Source organism: Motilibacter aurantiacus (assembly GCF_011250645.1).
Taxonomy (GTDB): Bacteria; Actinomycetota; Actinomycetes; order Motilibacterales; family Motilibacteraceae; genus Motilibacter_A; species Motilibacter_A aurantiacus.
In genome coordinates, this window is the sequence record NZ_JAANNO010000009.1 from 108,697 (window position 1) to 131,810 (window position 23,114).

Genomic DNA, 23,114 nt, shown 5'->3' on the forward strand with positions numbered 1-23,114 from the left:
CACGCGAGCCGCGGCCGGGAGCGCCGAGAAAGCAGTGCGGCAGCGCCGGTCGCCGGTCGCGAGCCGCGCCGGCACCTGGCCCCCGAGCTGCGGACCCGGCGCACGGCGGGTCGGCTCACGCCGGCCTCAGTGCAGCCCGGCGACGACCGCGTGCCCCTTGCCACGCCGGACGAGGGCGTAGTTCACCGGCACCGTGACGACGAACGCCACCGCCAGTGCGACGGCCATCGCGCCCCAGAAGAGGACGTCCGTCAGGCCGGCGTCCATGGCGCCCGGCCACCCCAGCATCACCGCGTTGTCGATCGTCTCCATGGAGATCAGCGACACCGTGTCCGCCGCGAGCGCGAGGCGCAATGCCTGCCCGAGCGGAAGCCCTGCTCGCAGGACGGGACGGATGGTCAGGGCGTACCCGAACAGGAAGGCGAGGGTGACGGCCAGCGCGATGCTGGGCAGGTCCGGCCAGCCCCACCAGGTCGCAAGCACCATCCCGAGGACCTCGCCGATCGCGCAGCCGGTGAGGCAGTGCACGGTTGCGGAGACCGCCAGCCGGCCCAGCTGCCGCTGCTCGGGAGAGCCCGCCGCGGGGCGATGGCCGCCCCGTGCGGGAGCATGCTGCCCGGGCACGCGTGGCACGTCGAGGTGCTGCCGGGGCCCGCCCTGGGCCGGTGTCACGCCCGCGCCTCGTCGGCCGCCGCTGCGGTGCGCTGGGCGACCACCGTCGGGGAGGGCTGCTCCGCGGCGCCCGGCGTCACGGGCAGGTGCCGGGACACGAAGCCGAGCGCGGTCTCGGCGACCTCGCGCCACCCCGAGTCGATCGTCAACGAATGCCCTCGGCCCAGGATCTCGACGATCTTCGTGGTCCCCGGGTTGTGCCGCTGCCGCTTGAACGCGGCGTTCGTCAGCGCCCATGGGACGGTGTTGTCCTGCTCACCGGAGATGAGCAGCAGCGGGCCGCGGTCCGGGTTGTGCACGTCGACGCGCACCTCGGTGAACGGGTTGAGGTTCGCCGCAGCGGCCTGGAAGAGCGGCACACCCGAGGCCGCGACGTGGAACTCGTCGTACAGCGCCCGCGACTCCTCCTCCGACACGACGTTCGTCCATCCGTAGCGGAACTGCTCGTACGTGAGGGCCACGGCCCGCCCGATGTTCGCCGGGTTCGCCAGCACCGGGGCTGCGGAGCGCAACGAAGAGACCGGCAGCGGCAGCACACCCCGGAAGGGCGCCGGGTCGATGGCGACGGTGACCGCGGACAGGCCCTCACCTGCGAGGCGCTGCGCGATGAGCCCACCGAACGAGTGCCCGACCACAGCCGGGGCAGCGCGCAACTGCCCGAGGGCGGACGCGTAGTGGTCCGAGACCTGCTTGACCATCTTGTGCGCGAAGGCCTGCGGCTCCGCCCGTGCGTCCTCCACGCTCGCCGGGTCGTCCGGCCACCCGGGCGCGATCGTGGCGTACCCGGCCTCCTCGAACGCTGCCCGCCACCGGTCCCAGCTGCTCGACAGCAGCCACAACCCGTGCACGAAGACGACGACCGGCCTCCCGGAGTCGTTGGCGCGCTCGATCTCCCCCTGCTCGACCTGCGTCAGCTCGCCCATGGTCGGCCCTCGCCCCTTCTGTGACAGCTGGTGGTCAACCTGGTGAAGGCTGACGACGCATGACCGTAGGGGCGCGGATGACCTTCCTACGCTGGGTCGATGGTCAACATCCCCACGGATCCGGCCAGTCGCGCGCAGGGGCCGCACCCGCACCGGGTCGTCGTCGTGGTGCAGTCCGGCATGGTCGCCCTCGACCTGGCCATCCCGCTGCAGGTGTTCGGGCGGTGGCCCGCCTACCTCTACGAGGCCCTCGGGGCGACCGACAGCCCGTACGCGCTCTCCATCGCCTGCGCCGATCCTGCCGGTCTGGGCGAGGACCTGCTCGTCCCGCGCACGACCGCGTCCCTCGATGCCGTCGCGGGGGCCGACACCGTCATCGTTCCGGGCGTCCACGACCCGGACGCTTCGGTCGACCACGACGTGGCGGATGCGCTGCGCACCGCCCACGCGAACGGCGCACGCCTGCTCTCGATCTGCACCGGGGCCTTCGCGCTCGCGGCCGCCGGGGTCCTGGACGGGCGGCGCGCCACCACGCACTGGTACTGGGCACGCGAGCTCCAGCGACGCCACCCCGCCGTACGCGTGATCGAGTCAGAGCTCTACGTGGAGGACACCGGGGTGCTCACCTCGGCCGGCGTCCTCGCGGGCGCAGACCTCTGCCTCCATGTCCTGCGCTCGGACCTGGGACAGGCCGCCGCCAACCGCATGGCCCGCTTCCTCGTCAGCCCACCTCACCGGGCCGGCGGGCAGGCGCAGTACATCGAGGCCGTTCCGCCTCCGGACCGCGACGACGAGGTCGGCGGCCTCATGACGTGGATCCTCGACCACCTCGACGAGCCGCTCGACCTGGCCACCATCAGCCGACAGAGCCACATGAGCGACCGCACGCTCCGCCGGCGCTTCCGTGCCACGACGGGTAGCAGCGTGACGGCCTGGGTCACGTGCCAGCGGGTCGCGCGGGCGCGCGAGCTGCTCGAGGGCACCCAGCTCTCCGTCGAGCAGATCGCGCACCGCTGCGGGTTCGGGTCGAGCGAGGCGCTGCGGCGCAACTTCGTCGCGGCCACCAAGGTCAGCCCGGCGCAGTACCGCCGGACCTTCGCGGCGCGCGGGGCTGGGTGAGCCGGCGCCGTGGCCCGGGCCCATCGGCAGGCGCCGGGGTCGATCGAGGGGGCGCCCACCCCGGTGGGTGACCGCCCCCGAGCGGTGCGGTGGGCTCCGCCGATCGGGGCACTCCGTACCGCCGGGCACAATCTCAGCCGTGTCGTACCGGGACGAGGCGGTGGAAGCGCTCGCTCAGGCTGTCGCGCTCCACCCCACCGACGGCGTCGTCGTCATGCGCGCCGTCCGAGACGCCGACGGTCGCGTCTACGACCTCCGCCACGAGCTCGTCAACGCGCGGGCCGAGCAGAACGCCGGCCGCGAGCTGCTCGGCCGCACGCTGCTGGAGGTGTTCGCTCCTGAGGACGCCACGCTGATCGATGCCTTCGCGGAGCTCTTGACGACCGGCGGCTCCCTGGACGGGGAGTACGCCAGGGACGAGAGCAACGACCCGCAGCTGGCCGGCCGGGTCTTCGCGATGAACGCGCGCGCGGTGGGCGGGGAGTGGATCGTCGCGCAGTACCGCGACATCACCGAGCTGCGCGAGCTGCAGCGTGGGCTGGAGCACGCCGCGCTGCACGACGCGCTCACCGGGCTGCCGAACCGCCGGCTGTTCATGCACGACCTCGAGCAGGCCCTTGCCCGGCTCCCGCGCACGGAGCGGGCCATCGGGGTGGTCTTCTGCGACGTCGACGGGCTGAAGCTGGTCAACGACACCTTCGGTCACGCCGTGGGTGACCAGGCCCTGCTCCACGTCGCCGACAGCCTGCACACGGCGCTGCGTCCCAGCGACTCGCTGGCCCGGCTGTCCGGGGACGAGTTCGTGGTCCTGGCCCAGGACCTCGACGGGGCTCAGGACGCGCTGTCGCTGGCCACCAGGCTGCACCAGGCGATCAAGCCGCTACCGGCGAGCTCGAGCGCCGCCGTGCGCGTCGGCCTGTCCATGGGGGTCACCGTCGCCCATGACGCGGTGCCCGTGGACCAGGTGCTCTCGGAGGCCGACGCCGCCCTCTACGAGGCCAAGCGACGCGGGCGCGGCCGCGTGGTGCTGTTCGACGCGGGAATGGGGGAGCGGTCCCGGCACCGCTACCACCTCGAGAACGACCTGCGGGCTGCCGTCCAGCGCGGCGAGTTCGCGCTGCACTACCAGCCCAAGTACGACCTGGCCACCGGCCGCCCGGTCGGGGTCGAGGCGCTGCTGCGCTGGCAGCACCCGACCCGCGGCCTGCTTCACCCCGGCGTCTTCCTCGAGGCGCTGGAGGAGACCGGGCTCATCGTCGAGGTCGGCGCCTGGGTTCTGCGCACGGCCTGTGCCGAAGCATGTGGCTGGGCAGCGGTCACGCCGCAGCCACCGGTCGTGGAGGTCAACCTCGCAGCCGCTCAGCTGGCGACGACCGACATCGTCGACCAGGTGCACCAGGTCCTCACGGGTACCGGTCTCGCGCCCGAGCGCCTCGAGCTCGAGGTGACCGAGCACCAGGCACTCACCGACCTCCCCCACGTCATCGCGTCCCTCGGGCGCTTGCGGCGTCTGGGCGTCGGCGTAGCGCTCGACGACTTCGGCGCCGGGTACTCCTCGCTGTCCTGGCTGCAGCGTCTGCCGGCTTGCACGCTCAAGCTCGACCGCAGCCTGCTCGCAGCCGCCTCGGACACCTCCACCGGCACTCCCGTCGCCCGCGCCGTCATCGATCTCGGTCACGCCCTCGGGCTCCAGGTGGTGGCCGAGGGCGTCGAGACCGCGCAGCAGCTCGACCTGGTCCGGAAGCTCGGCGCGGACCAGGCGCAGGGGTTCTACCTGTCACGCCCACTGCCGCAGGAGCAGGTGCGCGGGCTGCTGGCCCGATCAGAGGCCGACGGCTACCTGGGCCGCCCCGGCGTCGCCCGAGCCCCAGAGGCTTGACAGCGCGCCCTGCCTGCCGGGCTCGGCGGGCGTCTCAGCCGTCGCTGCCCGCGAGGGCCTGGCGCACCCAGCCGGTCGCGCTGGTCCGGCCCCGGACGAGGGCGGCGTCCTCCGGCAGGGCGGGCGGCGGTCCCGTCTCGGCGTACGCCCCGGCGACTCCCGCCGCAGCGCGCTCGCCGAGGTGCGGGCGCAGCAGCTGCTCGTACCGCGCGGGGCTGATGGTCTGCCACTCGACCTCACGGCCCATCCCCGCGGACAGGGCTCGTGCCAGCTGTAGGCCCTGCAGGTCCTCCGGGCCCGCCACGACCGTCAGCCGAGCGGGCCGCTCCGCGTCGACGAGCTCGACGACCACGTCAGCGAGATCGGACCCTGCGACCCACGGGATCGGCGCCTCCGCCGGCAGCGGGTACTCGAGCACCCCCTCGCGCAGGAGGGGCAGGGACCACGGGGCCACCAGGTTCTCCAGGTAGGTCGCGGCGGGATGGACCACGGCGGTGACGGCGCCACTGGCAGCCAGCTCGTCCGCCAGCCATCGGCGGGTGTCGAGGAAGGGCACCCCGACAGCGGTCGGTGGCAGCGGCGTCCCCGTGTTGAGGACGACCCTGCCGACGCCGGTCTTCTGCACCGCGAGCAACAGGTTCTCGGCCTGGCGCCGGGCCGCGCCGGCCTCGAACTCGAGCGGAAGGCCGACGACAGCGGCCTGCACTCCGTCCAGGGCACGGACGAGCGAGTCCGGCTCGAGCAGATCGGCTGGTGCCGCCTCGTCCCACGCGGCGAGGACGCGGCCCTGCGGGCGGTGCAGGGCCCGTACGCGGTGGCCGGTCGCGCGCAGGGCGCGGACCACGGGGGTCATCTGGCTGCTGGCCGCTGAGGTGACTGCGATGTTCGTCATGGAGCGGACGCTAGTTCCTTCTCTGAAGCAGTACCTAGCACGTAACCTAGAGACCGTGGAGGAACCATTGGCGGACGAGCTGCTGCGCGCGCCCGCGGCCGGGTGCGGGGTCGAGCGCGCCCTGGAGATCCTCGAGGGCAAGTGGTCGACCCTGGTGCTGCGCGAGCTGCTCTCCGGCCCGCTGCGCTTCACCGAGCTGCGCGCACGGCTCGGCGGCCCCAGCCCGAAGACGCTCACCGACAGGCTGCGGATGCTCGAGCACCAGGGCGTGCTCACCCGCACGGTCCACGCGGAGGTGCCGCCGCGGGTGGTCTACGAGCTGACGGCGCGCGGGCACAGCATCCGCCCGGTGCTCATGGCCATGCTCCAGTGGGGCGAGCAGGACGCTGCGGCAGACGTCGGCGGCAGGCAGGCGGGCGTCGCCGTGAGGCGCTGACAGAACCGCAGCTCGCCGTGTCCGGGTGCAGCCTCGCCGCCGGCCGCTGGGATAACGCAAGCGGCTGGCCGACGTTCGCACAGCCCTGTCGGTGGGCCCGTGGGCGGGCTGGTGAGTCCTGCTGGGACCAGCCCAGCCTCGCCACTCCGACAGAATGCGCGCATCTGAAGAGAAGCGTGAGAGGGAACCTGCGGGTCGTCGGCGCACATCTGGATCAGCAGATCGCCACCGGTGCGCGAGCTCATCAGCTGGTCACCGAGGAAGGCCGGCAATGGCTCGAGCTGGACCGACCTTGTGCGGCGCCGTTGCAGGTGCTGGCCAGGCTGTTGCAGCAGTGGACGTTGCCGGCGGCGCTCTCCCGTGGGGAGCCAGCGCCCGCCCGTCCGGGCCGGTGCCGGGTGCCCGTAGTGACTCGTGTATCGCACTACGGCTGTTTCCAGCCCGGGCTGACCGTCGCCTTCGGCTTCGGCCCCAAGCTCTTCGGAGAGCCGGCTCGGGCTTGCCGGAGCTTCCCAGCCTTAGTACTTGAAGCGGGCGACCAGCGCCTGAAGCTCCCCGGACAACGACGCGAGCCCAGTGGCTGCCCGTTGCGTCTCGCCCACGCCGTCGCTGGTCGAGGACGTGGCGGAGGCGACGGAGGCGATGTTGCTGGCGATCTCGGTCGCGCTCGCCGCGGCTTCGGACACGCTGCGGCCCATTTCCGCAGTGGTGGCCGACTGCTCCTCCACTGCGGAGGCGATGGTGGTCTGGTAGTCGTTGATGCGCGAGATGATGGCCGCGATCTCGCCGATGGCGCTGACCGCCGTGGCGGTGACCGACTGGATCTTCTCGACGCGCGAGACGATGTCACCGGTGGCGCGTGCCGTCTCCTGAGCCAGGTCCTTTACCTCTCCAGCGACGACGGCGAACCCCTTGCCGGCCTCACCGGCCCGAGCGGCCTCGATGGTGGCGTTGAGCGCCAGCAGGTTGGTCTGCTCGGCGATCGACGTGATGACCTTGACCACGTCGCTGATCTCGCGGGAGCTCTCGCCCAGCTCAGCCATGGTGGCATTGGTCTGCTCAGCGACCAGGACTGCTTGGCCGGCCACCTCGGCCGCCTGCGAGGTGCTGTGCGCGATCTCCTGGATCGACGCGCCCATCTCCTCGGCTCCAGCCGACACCGTCTGCACGCTGGCCGAGACCTGCTCGGCTGCGGCAGCCACGCCCCCGGCCTCTGCCGAAGCGAGCTCGGCCGAGGTAGCGATCGAGGCGGACGATGCGGTCAGTTCCTCGCTCGCGGAGGCGACCGCCTGGGCGGATCGGCTGGCTGCAGCCACGGTCTCCTGGATCTTCGCGACGAACCCGTTGAAGGAGCGTCCGAGGGCGCCGAACTCGTCGTTGCGGTCCGCGTCCACCCGTGAGGTCAGGTCACCGTCGCCGTCGGCGATCTGCTCGAGGCGCTCGGTGAGGCGGTTCAGGGGTCGGCCGATCGCACGGGCGATCAGCAGCCCGATCACGATGAAGGCGACGGTGCCCAGCAGGGTGCCCCCGATGACGACGGCGCGGACCGCGCTCGCAGCAGCCGCGGAAGCGTCCGCGCGCTCGGTGAGCAGAGAGCTCTCCTCGGTCGTCATCGCATCGGTCAGCTCACGGATGTCGTCCATCACCGCCTTCCCCGTGTCCGTCAGGACGACGGCCTGAGCAGCCTCGAACCCTTCGCTTCGCCGCAGCGAGATCGTCTGCTCCATCTCGGCGAACTTGGCCGTCACCAGCGGTCGAAGTGCCTCGATGCGCTGCTGCTGCTCGGCGTTGTCCGACGTGAGGCGGGCGATCTCGTCGAGGTGCTCCTCGGAGGCCGTCGTGGCGGCCTCGTACGGCTCGAGGTAGGCGTCGACACCAGTGATGAGGAAGCCTCGCTGGCCCGTCTCGGCGTTCTGGAGGTCGCCAAGGACGGCATCGATGCCGTCGAGTACCTCGTGCGTATGTTCGACCGCGGCGGCGTCTCGCTCCATCAGGCCGACGTTGCGCAAGGAGGTGCCGCCGATGACCACCAGCAGCAGCACGGCTGCGGCGAACCCTGCGGCGAGTCGGCGCCCGACAGTCCAGCGGATCTTCGACATGTGGGCCCTCGCTCACTCGGTTCCAGCAGGCCGCCCAGCTGGGAGCCATGAGTGGTGCCCGGCCGGAGGCCCTGTTCGCAGGACCATCGGTAGTCCGTGACCCGATCTGAGAGCTTCGGCGCGCCGAGCCGAGACACGGCAGACGTCACCACGAACTGAGCCGCCTCGGGTCGTATGGAGGGGGTCAATCAGGCCGAGGTCCAGAGCGGGCACAAGCCGGGCACTCGACCGACGACCGGCAGCGGATCGCCGAGGTCGAGCGTGAGGTCCATGATCTGCACCGGGCGAAGGCCCACCCGCCATCAAGCCGCATTCTGCGCGACTCGTTCATGACCAACGGCCGTCAGAGCGAATCTCTACTACCGCGTGATCCCGAGCGTTGGGTCGTGGGGCCGCAGACCGGACCGCGCTCGCCCTACAGATCACCCCGGCGGCGTATGTCAGCGGGGCGTCAGCGCGGGGCGCTGACGGGGGCTCAGGGCACCATGAACGCCCGCGCCTCCCCGTGAGCAGCACAAGGCCCCGGCCGCGTTTCCGCAGGCCAGGGCCTCGTCCTACTGTCTCGACACAGCGTGCGCCCGAAGGGACTCGAACCCCTAACCTTCTGATCCGTAGGCAGCCTGGTGCTGGTACGGCTCGTGCCGCGTAGTAGTGGCAGGGCCGTGACCTGCGGTTTCGTGCGTCCGCCTGGTGCCGATGAGCCCGCGGAGTACGGCTGGTCCGTGCAGAGCCGCGGCGTTCCCTAGCGCGCTGCCAACGCGGCGACCCTCGTTGCCGCGAAGTGCGCTTCCGGTGTGCACGGAGGGACGGCACTGTCATGCGCTCGCACGTGTGCGAGAACCCAGTGTGCGACGACCCCGCCGTCGTCGTCCTGAACGGTCGAGCCGGCGGGCGCGTCTACCTCTGCCGCCGACACTGGGAAGCCGCCCGGTACGGGGCGCGGCTTGGGGCAGGCGCAGTCCTGCTCGCCCCCGCGCCGGCTCAACCCCCCAACGCTCGCTGCCCGTCGTGCGGCTGCGCGCTTGCCCGTTCTGCGAACGCGCGGACCGGCACCGGGAGGCCAGCGTGACCGTCAGCGAGTCAGACAGGGAGCTCGGGGACGCCGGCTCGCTGTTCGTCGAGGAGCAGCGCTTCTCGATCGTCCCCGAGTGGGTGATCGACGCGGACCTGTCGGACGCTGCCTTCCGGCTTTACACGTTGCTTCTCCGCTACGGCAACAGCTCCGGCTGCCGGATGCCGTCGCGGTCCCTCCTCGCCCGCCGGCTGCACCGGTCGGTGGACTCGGTCGACCGGGCGATGCGCGAGCTCGAGACCGCCGGCGTCGTACACGTGGAGCGCCGACGGGTTGGCCGGCAGAACCTGACCAACCGCTACCAGGTACGGACCTCCGGGCCGCTGCTACAAAGCGGCAGCTCAACCAGTGACCGCACATCTGCGGCTACCCGTTCCAACGGACCTGGAGGTGGCCGTAGAACTACGGCCACCCCTGGCCGCACGCCTGCGGCGACCGTGGCCGCACCCCTGCGGCCCAACCCAGACCCATCTACCGACACTCCCCCTCCCCCGCCCCCCGCTCGAGCCCGGCGTCACCTCGACCTCGCGGACGGCCTGCTCGCCGCCTGCGGCATCGACGACCTGGCCGCCCTGGCCGCCCGATGCGCGGCCGCCCGACAAGCGCAATGCCTGCCCGTCGGGCGCTGGTCCCCCGCCGGGCTGCTGCCGGCGATCCAGCTGGCCGTGCATCACCGCGGCTGGCCGCCCCACGCGGTCCCGGCCGCGCTGCTCGCCGTCGCCGGCGATCCAGCTACCCGCTCCCCCATGCGGCTGGCCGAAGCCGGGCCGTGGTGGCAGCCGGCCAAAACCACCCCGGCCACAAACTCCCCTGACCTCACCGCGTACGAGGAACGGCTCGACGCGGTCGATGGGCTTCGTGTAACCCTGCAAGCGCGCGCCCGGCAGGCATTGAGCGCAGAGGGAGTCCCGCTTACCCGCGCCAGCGTTGTACGGCGCGCATGCGAACTGCTCGACGAGCGGCTAGACGAATGACGCTGCCACCGTTCTCCCGGCTTGGCCTCGCCCGGGGAGCGGGGTCGTGACGGCGTCCGCGGGTGCCGCTGGCACCGCCGCGGGCGCCGCGTTCGTCCTCGCCGTCGCGTCCCTCACCGTGGTCGGCACGTCGACGACCGAGGCACTGGCCTGCTTGCCGCCGTCCGTGGCGGTGTCCGGGTCCGTGCCCTCCTCCGCCGGCCTCGACGAGGCCCAAGCCCGCAACGCCACCACGATCGTGTCCGAGGTGGTGCAGCGCCGGATGCCCACCCGCGCCGCGGTCGTCGCGATCGCCACCGCGCTGCAGGAGTCGACCTTGCGCAACCTTGCCTCGTTCGCTGTGCCCGATTCGCTGAGCTTCCCCAACGACGGCGTCGCTCCGGGCGACCACGACTCGGTCGGCATCTTCCAGCAGCGCGCCGGTTGGGGCTCGATCCAGCAGCGCATGACCCCCACCTACGCGGCAGGCGAGTTCCTCGACGAGCTGGGGAACGTCGAGGGCTGGCAGGCCATGCCGATCACCGTCGCCGCCCAGGCCGTGCAGGTGTCCGCCTACCCGGACGCCTACGCCAAGTGGGAGGACCGGGCGGCCCAGATCGTCGCCGGGCTGCTCGGCCGCCCCACCGCCACCGGCACCGTCGTCGCGCAGACCGTCCTCGACGCGCCCGGACTGCTCCTGGTGGGCGACGACCTTGCCGAGGACATCCGCGACGCGCTCCCCATCACCTACCAGGGCGGCGCTGTGACCCTTTCGGTCGCCAACGGGCGCACCACCTTCCAGGGCCTGGCCGACCTGCAGGCCCGCGCCGCGGCCCTTCCGGGCACTCTCTTGGTCAGCCTCGGCGGGCAGGACGGCTTGGACAGCGACGCCGACGCGGCCGCGTTCACCAGCCGAGCGAAGAAGGTTCTCGAGGCTGGCGGCGCAAACCGCACCGTCTACTGGGTCACCCCGCCACGCTCCACCCGCGCGGCCACGGCCCTGCGTGCTCTCGCCAACGCCGACGACCGGCTACAGCTGATAGACGTCGCCGCGTTCGCCGTAGCCAACGCCGGCTGGCTCGGCCCCCATGGCGGGCTCACCGAGGCCGGCGTCAAAGGCGTGGGCAAGCTCGTCAGGAACGCCCTCGCCGAGAACGAGGAGGACGACCCGGTCAACGCCGGCGGCGCCGGGTGCGCGGACGGGCTCGGCGGCTACAGCGGCGTCCCCGTCGCTGACTGCACGTTCACGCTGCCCCGGGGCAACCCGCGCACCTGCCAGCAGGCGATCCAGTGGGCGCTAGCCCAGCAGGACGGCCCGGCCCAGTGGTACCGCCGGTGCCTCAACTTCGTGGCCCACGCCTACGGCTGGAGCTACTCCGGAGCTCCCGCACCGCACCACGCCCGCACGTTCTGGCAGGTGTCCGACCACAAGCACCCCGGCGACCTCAACCCGCCCGCCGGCGCACTCGTCTTCTGGAACGGCGGCAGCGCCGGCCACGTCGCTCTCTCCGCCGGCAACGGCATGGTCATCAGCAACGACGTCCGCGGCGCCGGGACCATTGCTCTGGTCCCGATGAGCGCCATCACCGACGGCTGGAACAGCCCCTACCTCGGCTGGACCGACCCCTACTTCCCCAACGGCGGCTGACCGGTCGAGCCACGGAGAGGGGGCGGTGCCGACTGGCGCCGCACCCTTCTGCTGTCCGCCCATGAGCAGTCACTGCGGACCCGCCGGGGCTGCCTGTGGGAGGCCGCACGTCCTCGGCCCAGCGTCCCTGGTGGCACTTCAGGCCGGCGAACTTGCTGTAGGTGACGATGGCCGCCAGCGCTCGCCCTGCCGATACCAGGAGAGGACCTGGCCGGGCCACCACTGGCCCTCGTCAAGGACCTCGCACGGCTTGGACTCGCGCACCTTCCCAGCGTCCGGCACGCGCCGAACGGGGGCTCCCGCCGGTCAGGCGGCGTACGTGACGCTCGCCGGCCACGTTCCGCGCTACGCGCTTGCGGTTGACCGGCTCGCTCAGCTCGCGGGAGGCGAGCGCGGCGATCATCCGGGTGCCGTCGAGCGGGTTCGCCTTCGCCACCTCCACGATCGCCTCGTCCCCGGGCCGCCCGGCGCCAGGGCCGGCACCGGCTGGGCGGCGGGCTCGGCGGCGGTAGAGCGCCTGACGGGACACCTTCGCGACGCGCGCCACCGCCGAAGGGCGATAGCCCTTGGCCACGAGTACGCGGGACCGGACGACGCGCTCGTTTCCTCCCAGTCCCGCGACAGTTCCCCGGCGTTCTCCAACTCGTAGGTCTTGCGCCCGAGCGCCCGCTCGAGCTGGCCGACCTTCTTCTTCAGCTCCGCGAGCTCCTGGGCCTCGGACGAGGGCTTGTCCCGCGGGGTCGCCAACGCCGTCTTGCCGCCCTCGAGCAGCCGGTCACGCCACTGGTAGTACAGCGTCTCGGCGATCTCGTACTCGCGGCACACGTCCCGCACCGACGGTCACCAAACAGCCCGGCCAGCACGAACTCGGCCTTCTGCTCCGGTGTGAACACCCGGTACTTGCGCTTCTCGCTCATCAGCCCCTCCAGGGCGGTCAGAGCGACCAACGTCCTCAAGCCCCACAGCTCAGGGAAGTGTCAACGCCATCGAGGGGTCCTCGTCACACGGCTACAGCGGTCAGATGACACCCGCCCCCCCTGCCAGCCCGCCATAGCAGCGCGGGCGCGGTCGTGCGGCTGGGTGCTTAGGCGCGAACGCGACGCGCGCCCAGAGCAGCAGGCGGCCCTGTCGCTCATCTGGCGGCTGGCCGCAGCTCCGCGGTTGTTGAAGTGCTCGCTTTGATGCGGGAGGCAAGAGCCGCGATCTGTGCCAGCAGCTCCGCGGGTGGCAGCGCGGTATCGAGCCGGTCCACAGTGAGGCTGGCCTGGGCTCCGGGCAGCTCGTGCACGCGGCGGGGCGCGCCGTCGGCGTAGATGAGCCAGCCGCTGCGCAAGCCGGCGGCGGTGATGTACGCAAGTAACTGATAGAGGTCGGAGCTGGCCCCGGCCCCGGTGTCCTGCTTGTACTTCACGTCCCCTACCCAGCGGCAGCGGGCGCCTTCCCACCAGGACAGGTCGGGGTTGAGCGGCACCTGCCTGGCGCGGTCGAGCCAGAGCGGGGTGGCGCGGCCGGGGGCGGGGAACTGCTGCTCGGTGAGCCCGAGCGCGTCGCGCAGGGCGGCGCGCACGAAGCTTTCGAAGACGCGGTTCATGTCCAGGACCAGCGCGGCGCCTGCCCCGTCCCCGCCGCGAAGCTCTGGTGCTGCGGCGCCGAGCAGCATCCGGGCGAGCTCGACGGCCGGGCGGTAGTGGGCGTTCAGGCGGGTCCACGTCACGTGGGGCACGGCGTTCGGGGGGAACCAGATGTGGCTGGTGAGCTCGAAGGCGCCGAGCAGGCGGTACAGCGACCGGCGGGTGCCGGCGGACCGGATCGGCAGCTTGCCCAGCAGGTGCGTGGCGGCGAGCAGGAGCTGGTTCTCCAGGACGTTCTCGTCGAAGCCCTGGTAGCGGACGGCGATTGGCAGATCGATGCCGGGCCGGCGGCGCAGCTGCCCGGCGAGGTTGACGCGGCCGCGGATCGTGGTGAGGTCGTCGTCCACGGTGTGGTAGCCGTGCAGCAGCCCGGCGTTGACCGCGTGGTGGGCGCGGCCGGCGAATAAGGCTGCGGCTCCTTCGAGCAGGTCCTCTTCGTGCTCGAGGCCGGTGTCCTGCTGCCAGCCGGGCGGCGCGCTGGCGTAGGCGGCGAGGAACAGGACCCGGGGCACGGGAAGCTTGGGCTCGATGCTGACTTGCCACTCTGCGGCCGCGGCTACGCCCACCCGGCTGCCGGGCAGCACGTCAAACGTTCCCGGCACGGTGGTGGAAGGCTCCACCCTCGCGCGGAAGGTGTGCCGGAGCAGCCTGATGACGGGTGCGGGTAACGCGAGGGCCGGCGCGGGCGCCCACTCACGCAGGCGCAGCTGGCTCATCGTCATCGCCGTCGCTGTTGCGGGCGAGGGCTGTGCGCAGCCCGTCGAGGCTGAACTGCGCCAGCCGGGCGGGCTGGCCGAAGAAGCGGTCCTCCAGCGCGGGCATGACGGAGTGTTCCCAAGCCCGCTGGATCTGCCGTTCGTCCAAACCTGGCCGCAGGAAGTGGCTCGGCCCGATCGCGGCGGACGGGTCGCCCAGCAGTGTGTTCGCCTGGTCGACTAGGTCTGCGACCCACAACAAGTCGGGTGCGTGGATGGCCAGATAGCGGCGCAGCAGCCCGCGCACCGGCTCTTCGTCCGGGGTGAACGCGACGAAGTAGAACCTGCGGCGCAGCGCGCTGTCCAGCAGCGCAATGGACCGGTCGGCGCTGTTCATGGTGGCCAGCAGCAGCAGGTTCTCGGGCAGGGAGAACGGCTCATTGCTGTAGAGCAGGGTGGCGTCCTCGCCGCGGTACTCCAGCAGAAAGTACAGCTCCCCGAAGACCCGGGCCACGTTGCCCCGGTTCAGCTCATCAATGACCAGGACGTAGGTATGGGCGGGGTCGGCCGCGGCCGCCCGGGCCATCTGCTTCAGCGGACCATCGGTGAGGGCGAACCCTTGTCCCTCCGGCCGCGGGCGCAGCCCCTCGACAAAGTCCTCGTAGGCATACGAGGGGTGGAACTGCACCAACTGGACACGGCCGCGGTCCCCGGCCAGCCAGGCCGCGAGCTCGCGCGCCACGAAGGTCTTGCCCGTGCCCGGAGGGCCGTAGAAGACCGCCTGCTTCTTGTCGCGCAGCAGCTCCACCGCGTCGTCGAGGAACGGCTCGTCGAGCAGCAGCTGCGCCGCGAGGTCCGCGAGCGAACGCTCCGGCCCCGGCTGGCCGGGAGGCTTCGGCCGTTCGCCCGCCGCCGGGCCCGCTGGCCCTGCCGGAGGGCCGGCCACCGGCTCGGCCGGCTTGCCCCCGCGCCAGCTGCGCAGAGCGGCCACCTGGCTGGTTGCCCAGCCCGCAGGCGCCTCGCCCTCCAACAGTGCCCGGACCAGGGCCTGGGCTGTCACCCGGTCCGGTACCGCCAGCCCGTCCTGCGCGGCGTCCTCGCGTACTTGGTCAAGGAACTTGGCCCAGTAGTCATAGACCTCCGAGGGCGGCGCCGCGCTAGCCGGCCGGTACGCCTCCCACGTGCGGTACGCGCTGTCGGCGAGAGACGCCCGCCACAGCGGATGCAGCGTCGCGGGCAGCGCGCCCAGAAGGAAAGACCCGGCGGTCAGCCGGGTGGCGGAGGTGGGCAGCAAGTCCGGCGGGGCGGCCGCTGCTGTCCCATCGAGTACCGCCTTCTCATCCGCGGACGCCCACAGGTCACGCAGAACGCTGGCCAGCGCCGCGGGGTCCCGGTCAGCCCACGCCCGCAGGGAGGCGGCAACGGCCGGCTCGAGCAAGGGAGCGCTCGTGCCCTCCCCCAGGGCCTGCATCCACGCACTGCCCCCGGCGAGCAAGTCCTCCCGTGCTGCCTGCAGCGCCGGGGCGTGCCCGGCCTCCTGAGCCGCGAGTGCCGCGAGGTCGACATGCTGGGCCAGCGCCTGTGCCCACCGGCCCGCCAGCGCCCATGCCTTGGGCCGCCCCTGCCACTTGCGGGCGTACGGCGCTGCGTACAGGTCCACGTAGCTGTCCTGCCCGCCGCCCAGAGCGGTGGCCACGCGGCTGAGCCGGGCCGACTGCGGAGCGGGCGGCCCGGCCAGCTCCGGCCAGGCGTCCAGCACCAACCCGCGGTGCTTGCGGCTAACGAGCGGGACGTAGACGTCGGGGAACAGCAAGTGCTCCAGGGCGAACCGCTGCGTGTAGGCGCCCCGCTCGGGCAGGGCTTCGGTCAGCTCGAGGAGGGCTTCAGGCTCGGCGAGGGTCCGGCGGCGCTCGGCGTCATTCTGCTCGGCTACCCGCAGCGCGAAGTCAATGAGATAGGCAAACTGCTTCCACCGCTGGGAGTGGAAGGCGGTGCCCGGGCTCACGAGGCCGCCGTCGAGCGCTGGAGCCAGGGCTTGCGGGATCGCCGGCAGGCCGTCGCGGAAGCCGAGGACGGCCTCGACGACTTCCCGCTTGCGGCTGCTGCCGACGGCGCTGGTGTGCGCCACCAGGAAGTGCACGAACAGGAGCTCGGCTGCCAGCTGCGGCACAGCGTCCGGTGCCCCGCTCAGCTGGCGCCGCAGCTTGACCAGGAAGCCGTCGCTGCTTTCGTCCGGCTGCTCGGTGAACGCCTCGCGCAGCTGCAGCAAGTCGGCGGGCCGGTACAGCGCACGGTCATCAAACAGGCCCTGCTGGCCCAGCAGGCACCGCCCGGCCCAGAGCTGTGCGGCGGCATAGGCGGGCGCGGCGCTTGGCCGCGGGACGCGTGTAGCGGACAGAGCGACCTCCGTGGGCAGGCGGGGGCTGGCGTGAAGGGCGATCCTGCCACGGCCCCGCGCCGGCCGCGCTTGCGAAACTGCCTCTCGCCCCCCCGGCCCCGTGTGGCGCAGCCCGCCAGCGCGCCGGGCAGATCTGCAGCAGTGCTTCGCGCCGCCCGGCCTGCTGCCCGCGCCATCCGCGCACGCCAGATACGGCGGCGTCCTCGACAGCGCCGGTAACCGGTACGCCAAGAGGTGCGGGGCGTTCTGGCCCGCCCACGCTCAACACCTTCGCGACCGCGCGAGAAGGGCAGGCTTTCTCAGCGACGTGGACGCCCGCCTTCAGCCAGGAACAGATCAACGCGCTCGCGTGCCTCAGCAGCCGTTACGGTGCCGGGATCCTCGAGCCGGACTCCCGGCTGCTCGGCCGGCAAGGGCCGCGCGACCGGGACGGAGACACCGCCACGTCTGACCTGCCCGACGCTGAGCATGACGTCGGCTGGATGGACCTCGCGGCGAACGCCTCCCCCCGCGTCACCGCTGCCGCCAGCCTGCTCAGGGCCGGCCAGCTGATACGACGGCTGTGGCCTAGTCCTCCGGCCTGACTCCCATGGCGAGCGCGAAGCCCCGGGTGTCCTTTGAGCTCGCTTCCTCGCGCTGGGCGCTCAGCCTGGCTGCGACGGCCTTCTGCGGGCAGGAGGGCGGGAAACGCGCGTGGTGCATCTTCGGGCAGACCCGGGCATACGTCAGCCACGGCTTCCGGAGCAACACCTCCGTGCCGTTCTGCCTCACGCAGGCCTGCGAGTGCCCGGTCAACCCCGCTGCCTACGCCAGCCACCCCGCGCAGGGGGACGGCGACACCAAGGCGCAGAAGACCGCGGTGGCTTGTCACCCCGGACTTGCGGCGGCTCTGGATCCCGGACGGTACCTGGAACTGCCTCAAGGGCGCCGGGCCGCACAGGCCCGGGCCTCCTGCAGGCGTCCACCCTGGGTCGGCTGCCCAACCAGAAGGGCAGGTAGGCCGCGATGGGCGTCGACCGGGTGCTCCGGCGCAACATGTCCCTGACGTCCGCCGACGGGCGCTACACCTTCTGGCTGCAGGGCGACGGCAACATCGTGCTGTAAGGCCCGACCGGGCGCCCCGCGTGGGCGGCGAACCCGACGGCCACCGACATGCTCGTCATGCAGGGGGACGGGAATCTGGCCGGCTACACCGACGCGCGCAAGCCGACCTGGGCGAGAGGGGCCGGCGGCCGCGGCAGCGGCACCTTTGTGGCCCAGAAGGACGGCAACCTCGTCGTGTACTCGGCCGGCCAGCAGAGCGACTTGGTCGTCCGACACTGCGGGTCGCTCCTGACCAACTCCCGCCGCCTGTCCCCCACGCAGGGCTGCCGGGGCCGCTACCAGGTAGGACACTCCCGTCAGCCCGAGCGGCTCGCCAGGCCGCGCTAGCCGCTCAAAGTAGCCCTGTCCCTGCCCTTCACGTGGCGCTGGGCACGGCTGAGCACGCGGCGATCAGAACGGTGTGGTCAGGCCCGGCATAGGGATCATCACCTGCTCCGCCAGGAGTCGGCCCGGCAGTACGAGCCCCCGCCCAGCGTCCCGCCCGGCCCGGCTTCCCCGCCGGCCTCGACTTCAGCGCTTCGCTCCCGCCCCTGCGCCCATCGACTTATGGTAGGCGCTTGTGGCAATTGCAGACATTGACCGCGACGCGGTTCTACAGGCCATCGGCGAAGCGCGGTCCCTCGGGCGGGACGCCTTCCTCGACCGCTATGGCTTCGCCCGTTCGCGTACTCATGTCGTGGTCGATGACGAGGGTAACGAGCACGACTCCAAGGCCCTGCTTGGCGCAGCGCACGGCTTTGCCGTGCCGCACGAAGGGCCGCTACTTCCCCACCAGTTCAGCGGCGGGGCCGCCACAGTAGGTCGACTGACCGCGCTCGGCTTTCAGGTCACCCAGCCCGCGCACGCCCCTGCCGTGCCCGTGCTGACCGCCGGCGACTGCGCCCTGTTCTCCCGCTACCCGGACAAGGTGCCGTTCAAGGAAGAAAACCTCGAGCCAGGAGACAAAGAGGCGTTCCAGGAGCTCCGGCTGCGCCTGCAGCGACTCGCGCAGTGGCTGGCCGCCACCGCGCCCGTGCACACCGAGCTCAAGGCCCACGCGAGCCTGTACTCGGCCAACGGGCGCACGGTCCGCGACCTGTGGTCGTGCGTCTTTCCCGAGCGGGCCGGCAACAAGTCCTACGCCCTGCAGGTCGCCATCATCGTCTCGGAGAACGGCGCCGAGGTCACCGCCTGCCTCGGCGCCGGGACGTCGGCGCTCAAGGACGAGCAGCGCCAAGCGGCTGAGCGTGAGCTCACCCGGCTCAAGGGACGCCTCGCCGGGTCCGGCGCGGCTGAGCGCGAGCAGCTCACGGCGGCGCTGCCCCCCGGCTACACGTTCCGCCACCGGTGGCGCGAGGACGCGAACGCCGACTTCGACACCCTCGATGCCTGGCTGGCGCACGCGGCCAGCCCCGAGGGCAACGGCGCTGGCATCTCGCGCAACCTCACCCCGCAGGAGCTGCAGGACGCCGGCCCGGGCATCGCAGAGGAGCTCGCTGAGCTCCTCGCCGCCGTCGCGCCGCTGTTCGACCACTGCTACCCCCCCGGCGAAGGCACTCCCGCGCTCGAGGACCCCGACGAGCCTGCACAGAACGAGAGCCCAATACCCGACGCGCCCCGGTTCGACGCAGAGACGCTTGAGCGCCGCGCGCGCGACGCCGGCCTGCTGATCGACCTGCCCGTGTACCGGGCGGTCGTCGCCGCCCTGGCCAGCGGCAAGCACCTCATCCTCACCGGGCCGCCCGGCACCGCGAAGACCACGCTCGCCGAGCTCACCGCACAGCTAGCCCAGGCAGCGGGCCTGGCCGCCGGGTATGTGCCGACCACGGCGACAGCGGACTGGACCACCTACGAGACCATCGGCGGGCTGCGCCCCCGCACCGACGGCCCCGGGCTCCAGTTCCGTGAAGGGATCCTGCTCAGCGCCCTGCGGGAGCGCCGCTGGCTCATCATCGACGAGCTCAACCGCGCGAACTTCGACCGCGCCCTCGGCCAGATGTTCACCGTACTGTCCGGCCAGTCCGTCGTGCTCCCGTACCAGGGCGCCCACTCGGGCAACCCCGTCGTCATCACCCCCGAAGCCCAGTCCGGCAGCTACGACCCGGGCGCCTACGACACCGTCGCGGTGCCCGCTGACTGGCGGATCATCGCCACGATGAACGTCTTCGACAAGTCCCTGCTGTTCGAGATGTCCTTCGCCCTCATGCGCCGCTTCGCCTTCGTCGAAGTCCCCGCCCCCCGTGACACCCACTACCGCCAGCTCTGGCAGCGCCACCTCACCGACCTGCCCGCCGAGGCGGCGGCCCAGTGCTCCACCGTGCTCGACGGGCTGCTCGGGGTCCGCACGCTGCGCGAGATCGGCCCCGCCACCTACCTCGACATGGCCCGCTTCGCCGCCCAGTACACGCGCGGCACTGCGGGAAGCGCCCAAGAGCTCACCTACCAGCTCTTCTACAGCTTCCTGCTCCCCCAGCTCGAAGGGGCCGACCGGGCCACCGTCCGTCAGCTCTACACCCTCGTCGCCCAGCTGGTCGGTAGCGAGCACAAGGGAGCCCTGCGCCGCACCCTGCACACCGTGCTTGGCGTCAACCCCGACACCGCCCCCCGTACCGGCCAGGCGGCCGACGGCCCTGCAGCCCTTGAGCTGTGAGAACGCCCCCCTGGGAGCGCCCCGACCGTATCCGGCAAGTCCGCGACCGGATCTGGTCCTACGTCTCCCCAGCGGTCGCGTACAGCGACCCCGGCGTCCTCGACGCAGCAGCCCTGCTCGGGTGGGCAGCCTCCGACATCCAGCAGCTGGGCAACCGCCATTTCCTGCTCTGCGCCGAGGCCGGGGAGCTGATCGACGCCATGCCCAGCCTCACCCGCCGCCTGCGCCCGGCCATCACCCCCGCCGAAGAGGTGTCACACGAGCGCCTCCTCGGCCCCGTCCAGTGGGGCCGCACCTACGCGCTGCGCGCAGCCTCCGGATCGGGCCAGCTCCACGTCACCGCCCCGCCGCGCCGCGCCTACCAGACCCGCGAGAATGAGCTGCTCGCGCACGTCATCGACGGCATCGTGCACGCCGGCGCCGACAGCGGCTGGCCAGCTGACGGGCGCCCGGGCACGCCCGCTGCCCGGATCGCCGAGCGGCACGCCAGCGCGGAGTACTGGCAGCAGCACCACGCGCTGCGCCAGGTGCAGCGCGTGCCGCCCACGCCCCGCACAGCCGCAGCCGTCGCGTTCGGCCGCTTCGCCGTCCGCTACGCCCCGGCAGTGCGCGCCTACGAGCGGATGCGCCAGCTGGTCGAGGACCTCGACCGCACCGCGGTACGCGAGGCCGTCGAGCAGACCGCCCTGGTCACCGCCAGCAACCCGACGCTCTTCGAGCTGCTGACCACCTTCAGCGTCCTCGAGGCCCTCGCTGCGCAAGGCTGGCGCACGGAGCCGTTCACCACCTTCCAAGGCGCCCTGCGCGTGCACGCCCGCCACGCCGACGGCCGCACGCTCACCCTGCACTACCAGTCTGTGCCGCCCGGCTTGGCTTCCTCATCCCGCTACCAGCAGACGCTGCACCAGCACGGCATCCCCGGCGCCAGCGCCCGCCGCCCCGACATCGTCCTCGAATGGGCTGGCACCGCAGGCCCTCGGCGCTGGCTGCTGATCGAGTGCAAGCTGTACCAGGACGACGCCGAGGGCGCCGCCCGGGCGGCCCTGGCGGACCTGCTGGGCTACCGGCGGGAGTTCGGGCAGGCCCTGGCCCCGAACCCGCAGCCCTACGGCCTCGGGGTCGTCTGGGGAGCGGGGCTCGAGCCGGCCGCGGGCAGCGAGGTCCTGCTCTGCACACCGGACCAGCTGGCCCCCGCCCTCCAACTCGCCCTGCACTAGCGCCAGCGCAGGCCGATCCTGCTCCGGCGGCCACACCTGACGGCGGAGACAGCGCAAGCGCCCCGCGGCCGCGCAGCCCGCTGCGCCTGCCCTCGAACGCCACGAGAAGCCCCCCCCCCCGGCAGAGGAGCCATCCAGCCGACAGAGGAGCCACCCAGCCGGCAGCCCCGGCGCAGCCCAGCCCCCGGCCGGACCAGGCCATGCCCGGCGGCCGAGCGGCTCGGGCGCCGCGGTGCGCATCGCGCGGCGGGCCCTTGTCTCGGGCAGCGCGAACGAGCCCGCTGCCCGGCTCCGTGCTCCTGCAGCCGCCTGCGGCGCGCTACACAGGCGGCCAGGTCACGCAGACCGCCGCTGCTGGCGGGACCGCACGGCTAGCCACGCGCCGAGCGCTGCAATGAGGATCAGGGCGCTGCTGATGACTGCGGCCAGCTCGTGGCCGTTGTTTTGCTGCTCGGCGCGGGTGGCACGGGTGCCGGCGGTCCGGTCCGCAGGCGCCGTGGAGCGCAGCCCGTACTTCTTCTCGGCGGCATGAGCGCCCTCGCGGAGCCGGTAGAACTCGTTGTGCGTCGCGGCGCGCTTGCCGTCCTGGCGCGCCATCGTGGCCACGACGTGCACGTGGTCGTCGGCGTGCCGGACCGCGACCCAGCGGACCGCCGCGTCGTCGCCGCGCGGCGCGAGGCCCGTGCGGTGCATCATGTCGGCCGCGATCTCGCCCCACTGCTCGTCGGTGAGGACCGGGTCGTCCGCGTGGTTGGACAGGATGATGTGCGCGACGCGCCTCGGGTGGTCCTTCGCGATCCCGGCCAGCTCGAGCGGAGCGTCCAGCGCTGCAATCAGCTCGCGGAAGTCGCGGGCACCGCTGCCCCGAGTCCTGGCCCGGCCGCGAGCAGGCACCGGGAGCACACCTTTCCGGGGCGTCCGCACCGCCTGACGCCGCGGTTCAGTGACGAGGAGCAGGCGTCGCGCGACATGCGCGCGCAGCATGAGGCCGACTTCGGCCGCTCCCGGGCCGCGTGGGCTCCGCTGCTCGGCGACCGGACGCGCGGCACCACCGACCTGCTGACGACGGGCAGGGCCTGGGCGGAGGCGCAGCGCTGGCGGCCGGACCCCGAGGCGGAGCAGGCCACGCAAGCGGCGGAGGACCGGCTGCGCCAGCTCCGGCCCGACGTCATGGGGCGGTACCACGCGCTGCGGGCGCAGGGCGCCGACCCCGTCACCGCCATGCAGCAGGTCGCGCCGCAGTTCGACCGCCCGCCGGCGCGCGAGGGCTCCCCGGCACAGGCGGGACCCGCGGCCAGCGCCGCACAGGAGCGGGCCGGTCTTCGGCCCGCGGCGACCGGCCTGCCGACCGGGGGGACGGGTGGCCCGGACCTGACGGCGCAGCTCGGGAACGCGATGGCCGCGAAGGTCGCGGACCCCGCGCGCGTCCGGGCCGCGGAGGACGCAGCCATTGACGCGGTCGCAGGGAAGGAGGACGCGCGTAGGGCGGGCCTCCCTCGGCGCGAGCAGATCCACGAGGACCTAACGCGGCGGCTCGCGGGCGTGGGCCAGATGGACGCGCGCTCGGCGCTGCAGATGTGGGACTACGCCCGGCTGCTTCCCGGCGACCAGGCCCGTCCCTACCGCGAGCAGGTCGAGCAGCGGTTGGCCGAGCTCCACCCGGGCGCGATGGCCAAGTACCGCGGCCTGCTCGCCAGCGACGGTGAGCAGGCAGCAATGCGTGCCGTCCGCGACGAGCTGTCCGGCC

Annotated in this window: 16 protein-coding genes and 1 pseudogene; 8 read left to right on the plus strand and 9 right to left on the minus strand. The window is 72.5% G+C overall.

The window, feature by feature from the left end; translation table 11 throughout:
- Window positions 1-126 precede the first annotated feature (126 nt).
- Window positions 127-624, minus strand: coding sequence for a DUF4396 domain-containing protein (locus G9H72_RS15840; RefSeq protein WP_331272354.1), 498 nt, complete (start codon window positions 622-624; stop codon window positions 127-129).
- A 44-nt stretch (window positions 625-668) separates the two neighbouring features.
- Window positions 669-1,595, minus strand: coding sequence for an alpha/beta hydrolase (locus G9H72_RS15845; protein ID WP_166172811.1), 927 nt, complete (start codon window positions 1,593-1,595; stop codon window positions 669-671).
- 99 nt (window positions 1,596-1,694) lie between these two features.
- Here G9H72_RS15845 and G9H72_RS15850 point away from each other — a divergent pair, with 99 nt between their 5' ends.
- Window positions 1,695-2,714, plus strand: a complete 1,020-nt coding sequence (locus tag G9H72_RS15850; RefSeq protein WP_166172813.1) for a GlxA family transcriptional regulator — start codon at window positions 1,695-1,697, stop codon at window positions 2,712-2,714.
- Between the two features lie 139 nt (window positions 2,715-2,853).
- Window positions 2,854-4,593, plus strand: coding sequence for a putative bifunctional diguanylate cyclase/phosphodiesterase (locus G9H72_RS15855; protein WP_166172815.1), 1,740 nt, complete (start codon window positions 2,854-2,856; stop codon window positions 4,591-4,593).
- Window positions 4,594-4,627: 34 nt separating this feature from the next.
- Here G9H72_RS15855 and G9H72_RS15860 read toward each other — a convergent pair whose 3' ends face one another.
- Window positions 4,628-5,485, minus strand: a complete 858-nt coding sequence (locus tag G9H72_RS15860) for an SDR family oxidoreductase (RefSeq protein ID WP_166172817.1) — start codon at window positions 5,483-5,485, stop codon at window positions 4,628-4,630.
- A gap of 55 nt (window positions 5,486-5,540) precedes the next feature.
- Here G9H72_RS15860 and G9H72_RS21840 point away from each other — a divergent pair, with 55 nt between their 5' ends.
- Window positions 5,541-5,921, plus strand: a complete 381-nt coding sequence (locus G9H72_RS21840; protein WP_331272355.1) for a winged helix-turn-helix transcriptional regulator — start codon at window positions 5,541-5,543, stop codon at window positions 5,919-5,921.
- Between the two features lie 185 nt (window positions 5,922-6,106).
- Here the strand turns inward: G9H72_RS21840 and G9H72_RS23445 are convergent.
- A pseudogene (locus G9H72_RS23445) lies at window positions 6,107-6,346 on the minus strand (Dyp-type peroxidase domain-containing protein); the annotation flags it as partial.
- A 93-nt stretch (window positions 6,347-6,439) separates the two neighbouring features.
- Window positions 6,440-7,963 (minus strand): methyl-accepting chemotaxis protein, encoded by a 1,524-nt coding sequence (locus G9H72_RS15870; protein ID WP_331272356.1) that lies wholly within the window; start codon window positions 7,961-7,963, stop codon window positions 6,440-6,442.
- A 1,122-nt stretch (window positions 7,964-9,085) separates the two neighbouring features.
- Here G9H72_RS15870 and G9H72_RS15875 point away from each other — a divergent pair.
- Both G9H72_RS15875 and G9H72_RS15880 read left to right on the plus strand, forming a co-directional pair.
- Window positions 9,086-10,066: a helix-turn-helix domain-containing protein gene (locus G9H72_RS15875; RefSeq protein ID WP_166172819.1), complete on the plus strand. Its 981-nt coding sequence runs from the start codon at window positions 9,086-9,088 to the stop codon at window positions 10,064-10,066.
- Between the two features lie 46 nt (window positions 10,067-10,112).
- Window positions 10,113-11,693 (plus strand): SGNH/GDSL hydrolase family protein, encoded by a 1,581-nt coding sequence (locus tag G9H72_RS15880; RefSeq protein WP_166172821.1) that lies wholly within the window; start codon window positions 10,113-10,115, stop codon window positions 11,691-11,693.
- Window positions 11,694-12,092: 399 nt separating this feature from the next.
- Here the strand turns inward: G9H72_RS15880 and G9H72_RS15885 are convergent, their stop codons facing one another.
- The 3 genes from G9H72_RS15885 to G9H72_RS15895 form a co-directional block, all read right to left on the minus strand.
- Window positions 12,093-12,518 (minus strand): transposase, encoded by a 426-nt coding sequence (locus G9H72_RS15885; protein WP_166172823.1) that lies wholly within the window; start codon window positions 12,516-12,518, stop codon window positions 12,093-12,095.
- 307 nt (window positions 12,519-12,825) lie between these two features.
- On the minus strand, window positions 12,826-13,926 hold the full coding sequence (locus G9H72_RS15890; RefSeq protein ID WP_166172825.1) for an McrC family protein: 1,101 nt from the start codon (window positions 13,924-13,926) through the stop codon (window positions 12,826-12,828).
- Between the two features lie 91 nt (window positions 13,927-14,017).
- The gene (locus tag G9H72_RS15895; protein WP_166172827.1) at window positions 14,018-16,288 is read right to left on the minus strand and encodes an AAA family ATPase; all 2,271 of its coding nucleotides are present in this window, start codon (window positions 16,286-16,288) and stop codon (window positions 14,018-14,020) included.
- A gap of 1,281 nt (window positions 16,289-17,569) precedes the next feature.
- Between G9H72_RS15895 and G9H72_RS15900 the strand changes: the two genes are divergently transcribed.
- The 3 genes from G9H72_RS15900 (at window position 17,570) to G9H72_RS15910 (ending at window position 21,367) form a co-directional block, all read left to right on the plus strand.
- On the plus strand, window positions 17,570-17,848 hold the full coding sequence (locus G9H72_RS15900) for a hypothetical protein (RefSeq protein WP_166172829.1): 279 nt from the start codon (window positions 17,570-17,572) through the stop codon (window positions 17,846-17,848).
- Window positions 17,849-18,374: 526 nt separating this feature from the next.
- Complete coding sequence (locus G9H72_RS15905; protein WP_166172831.1) at window positions 18,375-20,150, plus strand: AAA family ATPase; 1,776 nt, start codon at window positions 18,375-18,377, stop codon at window positions 20,148-20,150.
- A complete protein-coding gene (locus G9H72_RS15910) occupies window positions 20,147-21,367 on the plus strand; it encodes a hypothetical protein (RefSeq protein WP_166172833.1) in 1,221 nt (406 codons plus the stop codon). Before G9H72_RS15905 ends, G9H72_RS15910 begins: the two co-directional genes overlap by 4 nt.
- A 336-nt stretch (window positions 21,368-21,703) precedes the next feature.
- Here the strand turns inward: G9H72_RS15910 and G9H72_RS15915 are convergent, their stop codons facing one another.
- On the minus strand, window positions 21,704-22,261 hold the full coding sequence (locus G9H72_RS15915; protein ID WP_166172835.1) for a relaxase/mobilization nuclease domain-containing protein: 558 nt from the start codon (window positions 22,259-22,261) through the stop codon (window positions 21,704-21,706).
- Window positions 22,262-23,114 lie beyond the last annotated feature (853 nt).